This is a genomic window from Acetobacterium wieringae (genome assembly GCF_023700225.1).
Taxonomy (GTDB): domain Bacteria; phylum Bacillota; class Clostridia; order Eubacteriales; family Eubacteriaceae; genus Acetobacterium; species Acetobacterium wieringae.
This window is the reverse complement of sequence record NZ_CP097897.1, coordinates 2,350,158-2,366,557: the sequence shown is the minus strand read 5'-3', so window position 1 is coordinate 2,366,557 and position 16,400 is coordinate 2,350,158. Positions and strand designations below refer to the sequence as shown.

The 16,400-nt window shown below is 45.2% G+C and carries 16 protein-coding genes and 1 pseudogene; 6 read left to right on the top strand and 11 right to left on the bottom strand.

The genetic code is table 11. The features are described 5' to 3' along the window. Positions 1-135: 135 nt before the first annotated feature. From CHL1_RS11515 to CHL1_RS11500, 4 genes are read left to right on the top strand one after another with little or no spacing between them, the layout of a single operon-like run. On the top strand, positions 136-1,056 hold the full coding sequence (locus CHL1_RS11515; RefSeq protein WP_148636351.1) for a homoserine O-succinyltransferase: 921 nt from the start codon (positions 136-138) through the stop codon (positions 1,054-1,056). After that, on the top strand, positions 1,053-2,093 hold the full coding sequence (locus tag CHL1_RS11510; RefSeq protein ID WP_250933005.1) for a uroporphyrinogen decarboxylase family protein: 1,041 nt from the start codon (positions 1,053-1,055) through the stop codon (positions 2,091-2,093). Before CHL1_RS11515 ends, CHL1_RS11510 begins: the two co-directional genes overlap by 4 nt. A 20-nt stretch (positions 2,094-2,113) precedes the next feature. Further along, positions 2,114-3,274, top strand: a complete 1,161-nt coding sequence (locus CHL1_RS11505) for a trans-sulfuration enzyme family protein (protein WP_250933003.1) — start codon at positions 2,114-2,116, stop codon at positions 3,272-3,274. A 1-nt stretch (position 3,275) separates the two neighbouring features. Continuing rightward, positions 3,276-4,187: a PLP-dependent cysteine synthase family protein gene (locus CHL1_RS11500; protein ID WP_250933001.1), complete on the top strand. Its 912-nt coding sequence runs from the start codon at positions 3,276-3,278 to the stop codon at positions 4,185-4,187. A gap of 93 nt (positions 4,188-4,280) precedes the next feature. Here CHL1_RS11500 and CHL1_RS11495 read toward each other — a convergent pair whose 3' ends face one another. The 3 genes and pseudogenes from CHL1_RS11495 to CHL1_RS11485 form a co-directional block, all read right to left on the bottom strand. Next, positions 4,281-4,619, bottom strand: coding sequence for a DUF2325 domain-containing protein (locus CHL1_RS11495; RefSeq protein ID WP_228883112.1), 339 nt, complete (start codon positions 4,617-4,619; stop codon positions 4,281-4,283). Between the two features lie 166 nt (positions 4,620-4,785). Next, positions 4,786-6,066: a HesA/MoeB/ThiF family protein gene (locus CHL1_RS11490; protein WP_250932999.1), complete on the bottom strand. Its 1,281-nt coding sequence runs from the start codon at positions 6,064-6,066 to the stop codon at positions 4,786-4,788. Positions 6,067-6,293: 227 nt separating this feature from the next. After that, positions 6,294-6,653 (bottom strand): annotated as a pseudogene (locus CHL1_RS11485) (iron-sulfur cluster assembly scaffold protein); the annotation flags it as partial. Between the two features lie 217 nt (positions 6,654-6,870). On the opposite strand from CHL1_RS11485, the gene CHL1_RS11480 reads away from it, so the two are divergent. Together CHL1_RS11480 and CHL1_RS11475 are read left to right on the top strand one after the other, a co-directional pair. Next, on the top strand, positions 6,871-8,016 hold the full coding sequence (locus CHL1_RS11480; RefSeq protein ID WP_250932997.1) for a trans-sulfuration enzyme family protein: 1,146 nt from the start codon (positions 6,871-6,873) through the stop codon (positions 8,014-8,016). Continuing rightward, the gene (locus CHL1_RS11475) at positions 8,013-9,191 is read left to right on the top strand and encodes a MalY/PatB family protein (protein WP_250932995.1); all 1,179 of its coding nucleotides are present in this window, start codon (positions 8,013-8,015) and stop codon (positions 9,189-9,191) included. The genes CHL1_RS11480 and CHL1_RS11475 overlap by 4 nt, the downstream gene beginning before the upstream one ends. Positions 9,192-9,227: 36 nt before the next feature. Here CHL1_RS11475 and CHL1_RS11470 read toward each other — a convergent pair whose 3' ends face one another. From CHL1_RS11470 to CHL1_RS11435, 8 genes are read right to left on the bottom strand one after another with little or no spacing between them, the layout of a single operon-like run. Continuing rightward, on the bottom strand, positions 9,228-10,400 hold the full coding sequence (locus tag CHL1_RS11470; protein WP_250932994.1) for a pyridoxal phosphate-dependent aminotransferase: 1,173 nt from the start codon (positions 10,398-10,400) through the stop codon (positions 9,228-9,230). 12 nt (positions 10,401-10,412) lie between these two features. After that, on the bottom strand, positions 10,413-11,741 hold the full coding sequence (locus CHL1_RS11465; protein WP_250932992.1) for a phenylacetate--CoA ligase family protein: 1,329 nt from the start codon (positions 11,739-11,741) through the stop codon (positions 10,413-10,415). Beyond that, positions 11,738-12,649 (bottom strand): thiamine pyrophosphate-dependent enzyme, encoded by a 912-nt coding sequence (locus tag CHL1_RS11460; RefSeq protein ID WP_250932990.1) that lies wholly within the window; start codon positions 12,647-12,649, stop codon positions 11,738-11,740. Before CHL1_RS11460 ends, CHL1_RS11465 begins: the two co-directional genes overlap by 4 nt. Beyond that, positions 12,642-13,811 carry a transketolase C-terminal domain-containing protein gene (locus CHL1_RS11455; protein WP_250932988.1) on the bottom strand — a complete coding sequence of 390 codons (1,170 nt, stop codon included), beginning with the start codon at positions 13,809-13,811 and terminating at the stop codon, positions 12,642-12,644. Before CHL1_RS11455 ends, CHL1_RS11460 begins: the two co-directional genes overlap by 8 nt. Then, complete coding sequence (locus CHL1_RS11450) at positions 13,804-14,106, bottom strand: 4Fe-4S binding protein (protein WP_250932986.1); 303 nt, start codon at positions 14,104-14,106, stop codon at positions 13,804-13,806. The genes CHL1_RS11455 and CHL1_RS11450 overlap by 8 nt, the downstream gene beginning before the upstream one ends. Further along, entirely contained in the window at positions 14,107-14,640 is a 534-nt protein-coding gene (locus tag CHL1_RS11445) for a 2-oxoacid:acceptor oxidoreductase family protein (protein ID WP_250932983.1), read from the bottom strand. Positions 14,641-14,668: 28 nt separating this feature from the next. Next, on the bottom strand, positions 14,669-15,328 hold the full coding sequence (locus CHL1_RS11440) for a methionine ABC transporter permease (RefSeq protein ID WP_250932981.1): 660 nt from the start codon (positions 15,326-15,328) through the stop codon (positions 14,669-14,671). Beyond that, positions 15,318-16,331, bottom strand: a complete 1,014-nt coding sequence (locus CHL1_RS11435; RefSeq protein ID WP_250932979.1) for a methionine ABC transporter ATP-binding protein — start codon at positions 16,329-16,331, stop codon at positions 15,318-15,320. The genes CHL1_RS11440 and CHL1_RS11435 overlap by 11 nt, the downstream gene beginning before the upstream one ends. Positions 16,332-16,400: the final 69 nt, after the last annotated feature.

The following is a 16,400-nucleotide window of genomic DNA, read 5'->3' as shown; positions in this document are numbered from 1 at the left end:
AAAAAATTGATTTTATAACTGTAAGAATGGACATCTGCTGTTATTGACAAGGCAGCAGATGTTTTCTTTTCGGGCTGATTAGATTTTCAAATATTTACAAAGAATCCTTAACGATAAATGAATTGAGGTGTCACTATGCCAATTTGTGTAAAAGAAGGTTTACCGGCCATTGAGACCCTTGCCAGGGAAGATATTTTTATCATGACTGATAAACGGGCGACGCATCAGGATATTCGGGTGCTTAATCTATTGATTGTCAACCTCATGCCAACAGTGATTGCAACCGAAACTCAACTGCTTCGTTTGCTCAGCAACACCGCACTCCAGTTGAATGTCGAATTCTTAAAAATTTCTGACCAGATGACTGGCGATAAAACTGTAGATCATTTTAAACAGTTTTATCACAGTTTTGAAGAAATAAAAAATAACCACTACGACGGTATCATAATTACAGGGGCACCGGTTGAAAAACAAGAGTTCGAAGCGGTTGCTTACTGGCAGGAGTTGTGTGACGTGTTGGAATGGGCTAAAACGCATGTTTTTTCTTCACTCTATATTTGCTGGGGGGCTCAGGCGGCACTCTATTATCATTATGGTATCAAAAAGTCTGTCCCGTCGGCTAAGATTTCCGGAGTTTATGCGCATGATGTAAATAATCGTCGACATCCCATTGTCAGGGGATTTGATGATTTCTTTTATGCTCCGCATTCCCATTATACAGCGATCGCCCGGGAAGATGTGCGGGCTATACCACAGTTGGAAATACTGGCTGAATCGGCGGAAGCAGGTGTCTATTTGATTTCCGATATTACGAATCGGCAATTGTTTGTTACCGGTCACTGTGAGTATGATCGGGTAACTTTAAAAAATGAATACATACGGGATTATTTACAGGGTTTAAAACCAGATGTACCAAAAAATTATCAGCTGAAAGGCGAATTGGGGATATCGGATCAGACGACCTGGAGTAGCCATGCTACCCTATTGTTTGCCAATTGGCTGAATTATTACGTTTATCAGCAAACACCCTATCATTTAAAGGAGTTGAGTTTTTGACACATAAAGAGATAATACTTGCAGGGATAGCCCTTAAGAAGACCCCGCGGCTTCCTGCTATGATCCTTTCGAGCGGGGTTTGGACAGATTATCGCAATGGTTTGACCCTTCAGGATGTGATGATCGGACAACCGCAAAAAATTGCCCAGACGATTATTGATGACAACAAAAAAGTTGGCTCAGATGTAGTTTGGGTTGCTGCTGATTGTAGCAATGTGATTGTCAAAGCTCTTGGGGGAAAATGCACCTTTAATCTGCTGGGAGAAGCATCTACGATCGATGAGCCCCTGGTTACCCGACCCGAAGATGTTGATCAGTTAAGGTTAGAGGATTTGGAGAATTCCCGGGAGATTGCTAACCTGCTGGAAACAGCCAGAATTGTTGTTGGTGAAATTGGTGACGAGTACCTGGTGGCAGTCAGTCAATGGGGTGCATTTACCCTGGCTGGGCAGCTGCTGGGGATGGATAATATGATGAAGACAGCCTTAAAGGATAAACCGGGACTAAACCATATCATGGAATTTACGGAGAGACTCCTGTTAAAATACTGGAATTTGTTCATAGATGCCGGAGTCGAAATGGTCAATCAGGCTGAGCCGCTATCATCCGGCGATGTCATTTCAGCAAAGCTATTCAGAGAAGCATCTTTTCCCCGCATCAAGTCGGCCAATCTGGCTATTACCAAACGAATCAGCACCCGATCTCTGCACATCTGTGGCAATACGACCAAGGTTCTTGACTTAATTCCCGAGACCGGAGCCAATTTATTTTCGATGGACTACAAGGTCAATTTAAACGTAGCCAGCGAAAAACTGTCCGGGAAACTGGCCTATGGCGGCCAGCTGGATCCAATCCGGGTGTTATTGGAGGGAACCCCGGCAGAAATTGAAGCAGAGTCAATAAGCTGCATCAGAGATGGCGGAGCAGTAGGGTTTGTGTTGATTCCGGGTTGCGATATTGCACCGCAAACCAAACTTGAAAATGTTCAGACAATGATTCAGACGGCGCATCATTTTGATGTGACAGAAATATATTAAAAAGTTTGAAGGAGACAAGCATGAGTAAGTATAGTAATTTAAATTCACAGTTGATCCACGGCGGTATTGATGGCGATGAAAAAACCGGAGCCGTAAATGTGCCTATTTTTCAGACCTCCACCTATAAGCAGGATGGACTGGGAAAAGATCGGGGTTACGAATATTCCCGATCGGGTAATCCCACCCGGGAGGCTCTGGAAGCCCTGATTGCCGAATTGGAGGGGGGAATCGCCAGCTTTGCCTTTGCGTCTGGCATGGCAGCCACCACGGCGGTACTCAATCTTTTTAAAACTGGTGACAAAGTAATTATTTCCAGTAATGTCTATGGCGGTACCTTTCGGGTGCTCGATAAGGTCTTTAATAACTTTGGATTAACCTATGAAATTGTAGAAACAGCCGATCTTAAGCTGCTTGAAGACAGTTTGACCGAAGACGTTAAAGCAATTTTTATCGAAAGTCCGGCCAATCCACTCCTTACCATTACCGATATTGCGGCGGTAGCAAAGATTGCCAGAAAGCATGGCGTTTTAAGTATTGTCGACAATACCTTTATGACTCCCTATCTTCAAAGACCGATTGCCTTAGGGGTTGATATTGTTGTTCATAGTGCGACAAAATACCTGGGTGGTCATAGTGACTTAATTGCCGGTCTGGCGGTTGTCAATGACGAAGCCCTGGCAGAACGGCTTTGGTTTATTCAAAATGCCACTGGCGGGGTATTGCAGCCCTTTGATTCGTTTTTGTTGATACGGGGCATTAAAACTTTGGGTGTGCGAATGGATCGACATATTGAGAATGCTACATTCATTGCCGAGGCGTTACAAAAAACGCCTGGGGTTAAGGCCATTTACTATCCCGGCTTACCGGATGGTCAGGGGTATGCGATCAATAAAAAACAGGCTGACGGACCAGGTGGGATGCTCTCCTTTGAGCTGGATGAAAAGTATAATATTAATAAATTTGTGGAGTCGCTGAAGTTAATAACCCTGGCCGAAAGTCTGGGCGGCGTTGAATCCCTGGTTTGCCATCCTTCCAGTATGACCCATGCATCGATTCCCTATGAAATCCGGCAAAAAGTCGGCATTGTTGAAAACCTGATTCGTATCTCGGTTGGGATTGAGGATAAACACGATATTTTAGCGGATTTGGAACAGGCATTTGCGAAAAGTTTAGAGGCATAAGATGGCGTATTATAATGATATCAGAGAATTGATTGGCAATACGCCAATGGTGAAGCTTAACCAGTTTCAGGTCAAAAAAGGGGTGAATATTTTTGCCAAACTGGAACTCTGGAATCCTGGCGGCAGCGTCAAAGATCGGATTGGGGTAGCGATGATTGAAGATGCCGAAAAAAAAGGGTTACTTAAACCAGGTGGCACAATCATTGAAGGCACCGCCGGGAACACGGGTCTCGGCGTGGCCCTGGCCGCCATCAATCGCGGTTATCGGGTAATCTTTGTGGTGCCAACTAAATTTTCAGTGGAAAAACAGACACTGATGCGGGCCTATGGCGGAGAAATTGTGAACACACCCCGGGAACTGGGAATGCAAGGAGCTACGAATAAGGCCCGGGAGTTGCTGAAGTCAATTCCCGATGCTATTTCGCTACAGCAGTTTGAAAATTCATCTAATCCAGGTATTCATTACGACACCACGGGGCCGGAAATTTTTAATGATCTCGACGGAAACATTGATTATCTGGTGGCTGGTGCTGGCAGTGGCGGCACCTATTCCGGGGTGGTGCGTTATTTGAAAGAAAAAAATCCCAACATCAAAGGGATTTTAGCAGATCCCTACGGTTCAATCATGGGCGGCGGGACAGCCGGTTGCTATGATATTGAAGGGATAGGCAACGACTTTATTGCCAACACAATGGATATGACCCTGGTTGACGAGGTTATCAAAGTGGATGATCGAACCGCCTTCGATTTGGTGCGATTACTGGCAAAAAAAGAGGGCATTATTGCCGGAACTTCATCTGGAGCAGCACTCTACGGGGCACTCAAACTGACAGAAAAAATTGAGCAAGGCAATATTGTTGTGATCTTTCCTGATCGTGGCGACCGTTATTTCAGTAAGAATTTGTATGAGTAGGGAATCAAGATAAAAAAAGTGATTTTAGCTTTAATTTATAAAGCTTCGGTTAGATGATTCGAACCGAAGCTTTTTGTACTCCTAAGTTGTTTGTTAATGATGCAACGGCTGTGATTGGGATAAATGGTTAGGGCATCCCTGACAGGTAGTTTTCTGGCAATGGTCGGCAAGAATTTTCTGTAGAGCGCAGGCACTACTGCTGTGGGAACGGACAATTGCAGCCCCGGTTTTTTCGCCGCTTTTGATAGCATTGTGAATCATCTTGTGCGATACCGTATTGGTAAAAAGTACGAGTAGGTCGGGGCTGCCAATGACATTTTTCATATCTGCTGGCATTTGGGTAAAAACCTTAACCTTATATTGATAGCTTTTGCATATTTCTTTATATTTGCATACCATTCGGTCATGCCCTCCAATAATAACAATCCCCATAATTCAAACCTCATCATATTATTCATATAAATATTATATGAATAATATGATATCATAAATCGGACAGCTGTTCAAGGATTTATCGATAATTGTTAAAAATTAGTTAACAACAATTATTAAAAAAACAGCGTCGCAATTTAGCACATCAAGTATTTAAATCAAGTGTTTAGTTGTCAAGGCGATCATCTTCACAGACAAATGAAAAGGAGCCAAGTTCATGGATACTCGGATCTTGACCGCATAATGAACAGCTTGGATCTTTTTTAAAACTAAAAAGATCAAATGAGGTTGCCAGGGTGTCAATCATTAAAAGACGTCCGGTTAAATTGGGAGTGAGACCAAGCAATTGTTTTATCGCTTCAACGGCCTGGAGTACTCCAATCACCCCGGGCACCGGGCCTAACACACCGGTTTCAGAGCAACTGCCAGCAGTCTGACCATCAGCTTGAGGAAACAGACAGCGAAAACAAGGGCCGTCATCAGGAATCAAGGCGGTTGCCTGGCCGTAATATGACAAGGCACCAGCTTCAATCAGCGGCTTATTTTCCAGATAACAGGCATCGTTGAGCAGATAACGGGTTGGCAGATTATCCAGACCGTCAATGACCAAATCATGCTGGCCAATTAAGGTCCGGGCATTTTCAGTACTGAGAGCTTCGGGATAAAGCGTTATATTCAGCTTGGGATTAATTGACTTAAGGGCGATCCGGGCCGATTCAACTTTTAACAGACCGATTCGGGAACTGGAATGGAGGATCTGGCGATTCAGATTACTGATTTCAACCTGGTCAAAATCGATCAGGCTCAGGTGAGTAAGTCCAGCCTTGGCGAGAACCAGATTGGCCGGACAGCCCAGGCCTCCAGCTCCGACGGTTAAAATTCGGGCGGATCTAAGCTTGTTCATATCAATCGCTTGCGATAAATCCATGGGCGGACAAAGGGTCTGACTGGTGGTAAACTGATTATCAAAAATTAGGCTGATCAAGTCATAATAAAAGCCTGCTGTCTGCTGCTCGCCAATATTCAGACAGGCTTTAGCCAATTCGATTGGCAGCAGGGTGCCTGAAAAGGCGGTACTGAGATCAGATCCAAGTATATTTAATTCATGAGTTATGGCTTGATGATCGGCAAAACCCTTATTTTGCAGGGCGTCTAGAAATAGCTTCATGGCGGCCTGATCGTGACAATAGTTGAAGCATCCCTGCCAGGCGTCACAAACTGAAACTAGGGTCGGTGTAAAGGCTCTGGTGAGAGAATCACTGAGAAGCGATTCTGCCAGCTTGCGGCAAAAGCGGTTGTTTCCCTGGATCAGGTTAAAATCAGCAGGCGTCGTGACGGTTTTAACCAACTGGAGGGTGATATCCGGGTTTAGATCCCGCAAGTTTTCACAAACGGGTTCCCAATTGTCCGGGTTACCAAGAAAGCAGTCAATCTGACCAATGCCCATGGCAACCAGGTAACGAAGCAGCAGGTCGGCGATCTTAAGATCTGGAGCACAAACCAGTATTTTTGTCGTCAGCAGTTTTTTTGGCCAGCACCGCCGATGTCTGGCATAATGATCTGGCGCAGATAGCGTTTAATCTGGGCAGGGTCGGTTAATCCTTCGGTTGGAGCCTGATTCCCGTTGGGGGAAGGGTCTTGATCAGTCGCTTCGATCCTCTTGATTGCTGCTCCTTGCTGCTGATAGTTTTGGATGGCATCATGGAGGGCATCAGCGGCGATGTTTGAGCACAGTAGCTTTTCAGGTGGCAAACCGCCAAGTGCAGTAGCGACATCAGCATTGGTAATTTTAAGGGCTGCGGCAAGAGTTTTTCCATTGGCCATTACGGTAAGCATGCTACTGGCGGCAATGGCTGCACCGCAACCGAAGGTTTTAAAACGCACCCCTGTCAATCGCTGATTTGCAACTTTTATATAGATTGTAATTTTATCACCATCAATTGGGTTACCGGCGTGACCCACGCCATCTGGTGTGGCAAAATCGCCAACATTACGGGGATTGGAAAAATGATCGAGTACTATCTCGTTGTACATGGGATACCTCCTCTACTTATATCATAATTATACTATGGAATTAATATGATATACAACTGAATTGATTAATCTTAAGAAAAAAGAAAAATTCCATTGATGGGCTTTATTGATATGATAGAATAGACATAGTGAATCATCTTGACATTAACAGGCGAATCGGTTAGTATTTACTAAACATACTTAATCACTATGAATTGATATAAGAATGGAGAATGATATGGATTTTGAAACATTATGCATCCATGGTAACAATAATAAATTCGATAACACTGGGGCCATTAGTGTCCCGATTTTTCAGACAGCTATCTTTGCCCATCCTGGGGTTGGCGAGAGTACTGGTTATGATTATACCAGACAACAAAACCCCACCCGGGAGCATCTCGAAAATATCCTGACCCGGATGGAAGAAGGCGTTGATGCGATGGCTTTTTCATCGGGGATGGCAGCCATCAGCGCAGTGATGGAAATTTTTTCCCCGGGGGATCACATCATCGCCTCGGACGATCTTTACGGTGGTTCCCATCGGCTTTTTCATCACATTTCGATTAAGAATGGAATCAGCTTTGATCTGGTTGACACTACCGATCTTTCGTTAATCGAGCCGCTGATCAGACCCAATACCAGAGCTTTATTTATTGAAACGCCGACCAACCCGATGATGCAGGTCACCGATCTGGCAGGTGTAGCCGAAATTGCCCGCAAACATCAGTTGCTGTTAATGGTTGACAACACCTTTCTGACTCCATATTTTCAGAAACCGCTGAAATTAGGTGCCGACATTGTTATTCATAGCGGCACCAAATATTTAGGGGGTCATAATGATACCATTGCCGGTTTTGTAGTCACCCGGGATAAAACCTTGGCTGACAAGCTGCGCTTTATTTTTAAAACGACCGGTGCAGGGTTAGCACCGTTTGACAGCTGGTTATTAATTCGGGGAATCAAGACCTTACCGATTCGGATGGATCGACAACAGCAAAATGCTGGTGTGATTGCCAGGTGGTTATGTCAACAGGAACGCATTAAGGCAGTCCATTATGTAGGTCTTGAAAGCCATCCCAGCTATGAGATTTCGAAACGTCAGGCGACGGGTTTTGGCGGGATGATCTCTTTTGAAGTGGACAGTGAAAAAACGGCTCACCATATTCTGGAAGGAGTAAAACTGATTCAGTATGCTGAAAGTCTGGGCGGAGTTGAGAGCTTAATCACCTATCCGATGTTGCAGACCCACGGCGATATTCCAGAAGAGCAGCGGGAAGCCAAGGGGATTAACAATCGCCTGCTGCGCTTATCGGTTGGAATTGAAAGTGTAAATGACCTGATCGATGAGCTTGACCGGGTCCTAAAGGAGGCTGTCCATTGAAGTATAACTTTGACGAAATTATCACCCGGGATAATACCAATTCCATCAAGTATGACTTTGCCCATCGGCGTGGCATGCCGGAGGGGCTTTTGCCACTCTGGGTAGCTGATATGGATTTTAAGACCCCAGCCCCGGTTGTCGAGGCTCTGGTTGAAAAGAGCAAGCATGGTATTTTTGGATATTCAGAAAGCGGCCAGGATTATTTCTTTATCTTGAAGGAATGGTTTAAAAGCCGGTTTGGCTGGAATATTCAGCCGGATTGGCTGGTGACCACCCCCGGAGTGGTTTACGCCATTGCTACTGCCATCCGGGCGCTGACTAATGCAGGTGACAGCATCATTATTCAGCAACCTGTTTATTATCCTTTTGCCGAAATGATCACAATCAATGAGCGGAATCTGGTGGTGAACCAGTTAGTTTATGAGGAAGGCCGCTACCGCATTGATTTTGACGACTTTGAAAAAAAGATTGTAGAAAATGATGTCAAGTTGTTTATTCTCTGCAATCCCCATAACCCGGTGGGGCGGGTTTGGACCTATGCAGAGTTGACCCGCCTGGGCGATATCTGCTTAAAATATGGGGTTATCGTCATTGCTGATGAAATTCATCAGGATTTTGTTTACCCGGGCTTTAAACATCTGGTTTTTGCCAATTTGAAGCCGGAATATTCAAGTAATACCATTACCTGCACCGCCCCCAGCAAGACCTTTAATCTGGCTGGGCTTCAGGTTTCCAATATTTTTATCGAGAACCGGGAGATCCGCAAAAAGTTTAGAAAAGAAATGCATAAAGGCGGTTATAATGAGATCAGTATTATGGGCATTGTCGCCTGTGCGTACGCCTATTCAAAGGGTCAGAAATGGCTGGAGGAATTAAAGGATTATTTATTTGATAACTTAAGCTTTGTTAGAACGTACCTGGCAGAGCGGCTGCCCCAGGTAAAACTGATTGAACCGGAAGGAACCTATCTGATCTGGCTGGATTTTAGTGAACTGGGCCTTAGCAATTCGGAATTGGAAGATTTAATTATCAACCGGGCGGGGCTTTGGCTCGACGCCGGGACGATGTTTGGCGCTGGTGGCGAGGGCTTTCAGCGTATCAATATGGCGGCACCCCGGTTGATTCTGGAGCAGGCCCTTAATCAGCTGGAAAAGGCCATCAAAAATGACGTGTAAAACCAAATAAATAGCGAAATAAAAAGGCAGAGACTTCTAAAAAGAATGTCTCTGCCATTTTTGTTTAAGATCGGCCAAACGGTTCAGAGCCTCATAGAGGGTTGCTTCTTTTTTGGCAAAATGCAGGCGGATCAGGTGATTGACATCTTCCCTGAAAAAAGTAGAGCCGGGGACAGCTCCAACGCCGACATGTTCGGCTAACCAGGTGCAAAAAGCCAGATCATCATCGGCTTTATAGGGGGATACGTCAATCATCACATAATAAGCACCCTGGGGTGTACTATAGCCAAGACCGATATCATTAAGACCATTTAAAAAGAGCTGTCTTTTGGCAGTATAGTGTTTGCGTAAATCAAGATAATAATCATCACCAAATTGTAGACCAACGGTGGCAGCTTCCTGGAGTGGTGCCGCCGCACCGACGGTTAAGAAATCATGAACTTTTTTAGCGACATCAATAATCGTTTCCGGAGCGATGATATAGCCTAACCGCCAGCCGGTGATGGAATAGGTCTTCGATAAAGAACTGCAGGAAATGGTGCGCTCAAACATACCCGGTAAAGAAGCCAGATAAATGTGTTCATGGGGTTCGTAAACAATATGTTCATAAACTTCATCGGTGATCACATAGGTATCATATTTTTTAGCCAAATCAGCAATAATCGTCAGTTCTTCCCGGTTAAACACCTTGCCGGTGGGGTTGGAAGGGTTGCACAGAATCAGTGCTTTGGGATCCTGTTTAAAGGCGGCTTCCAATTCATCGGTATTGAAGTTAAACTCAGGTGGATGAAGGGGGACATAGATCGGAACAGCACCGGATAAAATGGTATCCGCCCCATAGTTCTCATAGAAAGGTGAGAAAACGATGACCTTATCACCGGGATTAGCGACGGTCATCATGGCGGCCATCATCGCCTCGGTGCTGCCACAGGTCACGACAATTTCGGTTTCCGGATTAATTGATCGGCCCATTAACCGGCTCTGTTTTTGTGCCAGGGCTTCCCGGAAATTTTGCGCCCCGCAGGTAATCGAATATTGATGAGGCCCCTGACGGGAAGCTTTTTCCAGAGCCTCAAGAATTGGTTTCGGTGGATCAAAGTCAGGAAATCCCTGGGACAGGTTGACCGCATTATACTGATTGGAAATACGGGTCATCCGTCGGATTACAGAATCGGTAAAGTCAGCAGTTCGGTTACTCAGTGGTTTCATCATGCACCTTCTTTAAATTTCATAGATTAAGGTTCGCTCATCGATTAAGCGTTTTGCCTTATGAGTCGCCCGCTCCAAATCACCATCGTTTAAGATTGTGACATCACCAGGTTTTACACCTAACCGGGTTTTTAGCGCAGCAGCCACCCGTTCTTTTAATACTTCATCCGGTTCATTGTTGTCATCGGATTTTTCGATTTCCAGCCGATATTTAACCGAATGATTTTGTTCATATAAACGAATCAGGTATTCGCCGGTAATTCCTTCAGTTCCCCGGATAACAAACTCAATATCACTGGGGAAAACATTAACCCCAGAGACAATAAACATGTCATCCAATCGGCCATGAATTTTAATGCGGGCGTGGGTTCGCCCACAACTGCAGGGTTTGCGGTTGACTGAGCCAATATCACCGGTTTTGAAACGGATCAGTGGTCGGGCTTTTTTACGCAGGGTGGTGTAGACGAGTTCACCCCGTTCACCATCAGGTAAGGGTGCTCCGGTTTTTACATCCAGGACTTCAACCAGGATATGATCTTCAGCGATATGGAGGCCATCTTTGGCTTCGCACATCCCGGCACAGGCCCCGAAGATATCTGATAAGCCAAAAAAGTCATACAGCTCGGCATTCCAGACTTTTTCGATGGTTTCCCGGGTAGTTCCAATCGACCCACCGGGCTCGCCGGCTACAATAATAGTACGAATGGCCAGATCCTTGGCCGGGTCAATCCCCATTTTAAGGGCTGTTTCGCCGAGATACAAAGCATAAGATGGAGTTGTCCAGATAATCGTCGGTTGGAATTCTTTTAAAATAAAAAGCAGCCGTTCCGATGGCACAGTTCCGGCCCAGATACAAAGGGCTCCCAAATTCTGGGCCCCGATGACATCTGGTCCGCCCACAAATAATGAAAAGTTCAGAGCATGAACATAACGATCATGTTTGCGCATCCCGGCAGCGTAAAACAGGCGGCTTTCGACATCCTGCCATTCGTCAAAATCCTGTTTGGTAAAGGGACTAAGGGTCGGAACCCCGGTTGAGCCGCTGGAAGCTGATACAAAAACCACGTCATCTTCAGAAACGGCAATCATGTCGCCTAAGAGACCACCTTTTGCCTGCTGTTCCCGTTGGGTGGCCTTATTGGTAAACGGAAATTTTTGAATATCTTCGAGCTGATTAAAATCAGCTGGGGTCAGTCCGGCCGCATCAAAGGCTTCTTTATAATAAGCAGAATTGCTGTAGGCAAATGTCAGCATTTCCTTTAATTCGCGACGCTGTAAGTCTTCCAGATCTGCTCGTGGCAGGGTTTCTATTTTTTCGTCCCAATATTTTTTCTCGCTCATAATTCCTCCTTGGTGGTATTCCAATTTTTTCGTATCAACTCCCATTTGGCATCCCGTTGTGAGGACAGTATTTCAATATCAACATAGTTTAAATGTTTAAAGCGTCCCTGGGATAGCAGATAATCTTTAATTGACGAAAATTCATGGGGGTTTTTATTCAGTTTAAACTGTCCGTTTTCATATTCGGCCAGGTACCACAAACCGCAATCCATCATTTTTCTGGCGATATCAATCGTTTCATTGACGGGAATTCCCCAACCAATTGGGCAGGGGGCGACCACATGGATGTAGGCCGTGCCTTTTATTTTAGAAGCTTTTTCAATCTTATTGATAAAATCGGGAAGATTCCCGATACTGGCAGTGGCAGCATAGGGGATATCATGGGCTGCCACAATCTCAAAAAGAGATTTTTTGGGGCGTAGATTACCGTGAATATTTTCACCGCTGGGGGTTGTGGTTGTTTTGGCACCAAAAGGAGTTAAACCGCTTTTTTGGATGCCGGTATTCATATAGGCTTCATTATCGTAGCAGATATAAAGAATATCATCGTTGCGGTCAATGGCCCCAGATAAGGCCTGAATGCCGATATCGGCAGTTCCGCCATCGCCGGCCAACCCGACCGCTTTGAAATTCTTAATCCCAACCGCCCGGGCACCAGCTTCAACACCGGTCAGCATCGAAGCGGTTCCGGCAAAGGTGGAAATGATCGAATTATTGCTAAAGCATAAATGTGGATAATTAAAACCAACTGCGGACATACAGCCAGCCGGGAGCACCGAGATGGCCCTCTCGCCCAGAACTTTAAGAGCGATCCGCACGGCCAGACTGCCACCGCAACCGGCGCAGGCCTTATGGCCATAAAAAAATTCACTATCCGTGATCGTTTTTGCAGTTATTTTATTAGTCATCAATGGTCACCCCCAGTCCGATAAAATTAACATGTTGCCCACCTGTTTGCAGATGGCGAAAGATTGCGGTGATGTTTTCCCGGCTGATATCACGGCCGCCGAGACCGGCAATGAAATTATAAGTTTCCAGACGTAAGCCATTCTTTGCAATAACCGAGTTAACATTGGTATAGACGGTGCCTTCATAACCAAAGGAAATGTCTTTTTCCAACACCCCAACAGCTTTTGCTGATCCCAGTGCCGCAACCAGATCTTCCTGGGGAAAGGGTCTTAAAAAACGGAGCTTGAGCAGGCCAACCTTTTCACCACGTTCACGTAATTCATCTACCACCTCCCGGCACAGGCCGGTGATGCTGCCCAGGGTAATTAAAATATAGTCAGCATTGTCAATACGATAACCCTGGGTTAGCCCACCATAGCTGCGGCCGAAAATTTCAGCAAATTTTGCATCGGTTTCCTCGATAATTCGTTTGCTATCGAGCATTGCTTGATGCTGGAGGTATTTGAATTCCATATTATTGTCGGGACCAACACTAAAAGCCAGATTTTTCGGGTTATCCAGACTCATTTTGTTCTCAGTTTGAAACGGTGGCAAAAAGCGGTCAGCAACCCCCTGATCTGGAATTTCCACGGTTTCGTAGGTGTGAGTCAGGACAAACCCATCCAAATTGACCATAACCGGGGTTGATACCAAAGGGTTTTCGGCAATATGGTAACTTTGCAGGGCCATGTCCAGGCTTTCCTGGGCATCTTCCACATATACCTGGATCCAGCCGCTGTCAAGCTGCGAGAGGGAATCCCGCTGGTCGCCATAAATATTCCAGGGTAAGGCAGTGGAGCGGTTGGCATTCATCATCACAATCGGAAAGCGACCGCCGCTGGCATAGTGCAAACATTCCGCCATGTACAGCAGACCCTGGGAAGAGGTCGCCGTAAAGGTGCGGGCGCCCATGGCACTGGCACCAATGGCACAGGATAGAGCGGAGTGCTCCGATTCAACGTGGATCAGTTCGCTTTTTAAACTGCTGTCTTCCACCATTTCAGAAAGCCTTTCGACCACTGTTGTCTGCGGGGTGATCGGGTAAATCGAAATAACCTGGGGGCGGGCCAACCGAACCCCTTCGGCAAAGGCATCATTGCCTGATAAAAATGTTTTAGTCATTTGTTTCTACCTCCATTTTAATGGCTTGCTTGGGACAGACTTTTTCACAGATGCCGCAACCCTTGCAAAAGTCGTAGTCAATATCCAACCCATCAGCTGTTTTAAAAATAACGCCGTCGGGACAGTAAAGATAACATTGCAGGCAGTTGATGCATTCAGTCGTAACGATAATCGGACGTTCATTTCGCCAGCCGCAATTTTTGGTAACCAGATAGCCGGCTTCACTGGCAGTGCCTAAGGGATAATCTGACAATTTTTGGGGTTTCTGATAATGTCGTAAATAAGGCTTGCTCATTTAGTGAACCTCCTTAAAATGATCATAGGATTCTTGTAGAATCAACTGATTTTTGGTAGCGTGGGTTGCCGACAAATACTGATTACTGGCCTGCTGCAATGATGACAGCGAAACGTCGTCAGAGATACTTGCCAGGGCTCCGAGCATTGCTGTGTTGCTGAGGGGCTTTTTGATTATGTTAAGTGCAATCAGATTTGCATCAATTGTCTGGATCTGTGAAAAATCACGAAACTTTTCTGGGGTTGCGGTGTTAATCAGAGCGATGCCATCGTCTTTCAGATCGTCTAAATAATCAGAAGAGAACAAACTGTCATCCAGAAAGATTAAATAATTGCAGGTTTTAATTTCACTTCGATCGATAATTGCCTGCGTATCAATTTTATTAAAGGCCTGAATTGGCGCACCGCGGCGTTCGGGGCCAAAAGAAGGAAAAGCCAGCGAAAATTTATTGTCGATTAATGAAGCGGCCCCCAAAATTTTAGCAGCGGTAAAGGCCCCTTGCCCGCCGCGTCCATGCCAACGTATTTCAATCATAATGTTTCCTCGATTCTTAAGTAGTGATTTATTTGCTGGTTTTATCCAGTTTTTTTGCGGATGAATCCCCAATAACCTGAAAGATCTGTACCAGCAGCACCAGAACGATCACACAGATAAACATCACTTCGGGTTCATAGCGCTGATAGCCGTATCGGATGGCCAGATCACCAATTCCGCCGCCGCCAACGGTTCCGGCCATAGCCGAAAAACCGATTAATGACACTGCAGTGACGGTAATGTTCTTAATCAGCGATGGTAAGGCTTCCGGCAGCAGAATCTTCAATACAATCGACAATTTACTGGCCCCAGAAGCAATGGCGGCTTCCAGTACGCCATTATCAACATCGGAAAAAGACGCTTCGGACAGTCGGCCAAAAAAGGCGATGGCCGCTACTGCCAGAGGAATGACCACAGCATTGGGACCGATGGATGTATGCACGATCGCTTTTGAAACGGGTATCATCAATACCAGCAAGATCAAAAAGGGGATTGAACGGGTGATATTAATAATGACACCGACAATTTGATTGATGGCCCGATTTTTGAGAAAAAGTGTGTTCGATGTTAAAAACAATAGCAGGCCAATACTGCCACCAATGATAATGGCGGCCAACAGGGACGAAATGACCATTTGCATGGTTTGACCAAAGGTTAGAAACAGAGCTGCTTTTAAATCAAAGTCCATGATTGATTACCTCCAAATCAGCCGTATTTGCGGCAAGAAATTCGATTGCCAGTTTTAGTGGCTCAGTTTCACCAATTAATTCGATATAGAGTATCCCCAGTGGTAAATCGTTGATGTACTCCACCTTACCCAGCAAGATATTAAAACCAATCTGAAAGGTATTGGCAGCGTAATAGAGAATCGGGTTGTTGGCAGTGTCCCCCTTAAATGTGAGACGGATAATTGGACCTTGCATCTTGTCAATAATTTGCTCAGGTAAATTAAAATGACTGGTGTGACTTAATAACTGTCGGGTGAAGTCTTCCCGGGGTTTTGTGAAAATATCATAGACATCGCCAATTTCGACGACCGATCCCTTGTTCATTACCGCACATCGGGTACAGATACTTTTGATGACATCCAGTTCATGGGTGATGATGACAATGGTGATACCAAATTTTTTATTCAGGTCTTTTAATAAGCTTAAAATGGATGAGGTGGTTTCCAGATCAAGAGCGGATGTGGGCTCATCACAGAGCAGAATTTTGGCATCATTAGCCAGTGCCCGGGCAATTGCAACCCGCTGTTTTTCACCACCTGAAAGGTTGGCGGGGTAGGAATTGGACTTCTCCGATAAATTGACCAGATCCAGTAATTCATTGACCCGGGTTTCAGTTTCCACTTTTGATTTCCCTGCTGCCTTTAAAACAAAGGCAATATTCTGATAGACGGTTAGATTTCGGGCCAGATTAAAGTGTTGAAAAATCATCCCGATATTGCGACGGAGTATTCGCAACTGTGTTCTCCGATAATTGGTGACATTTTCGCCGTCTACCAATATTTCACCGGAGGAAACAGTCTGTAATAAATTGATGGTACGAAGCAGGGTGCTTTTGCCAGCACCACTTGAACCGGCGATACCAAAGATCTCACCCTTTTCAATTTTAAAATGGGCATCATTAACAGCCTCAAAAATTTGTTTGTGCTGTTTAAAGCTGACAGAGACATGCTTGAATTCAATCATAATCGTTACCTTTTTCTATAGGATTTAAGGCAAAAGCTCAGTTCTTTAAATTAACTGAGCTTTTGTTAA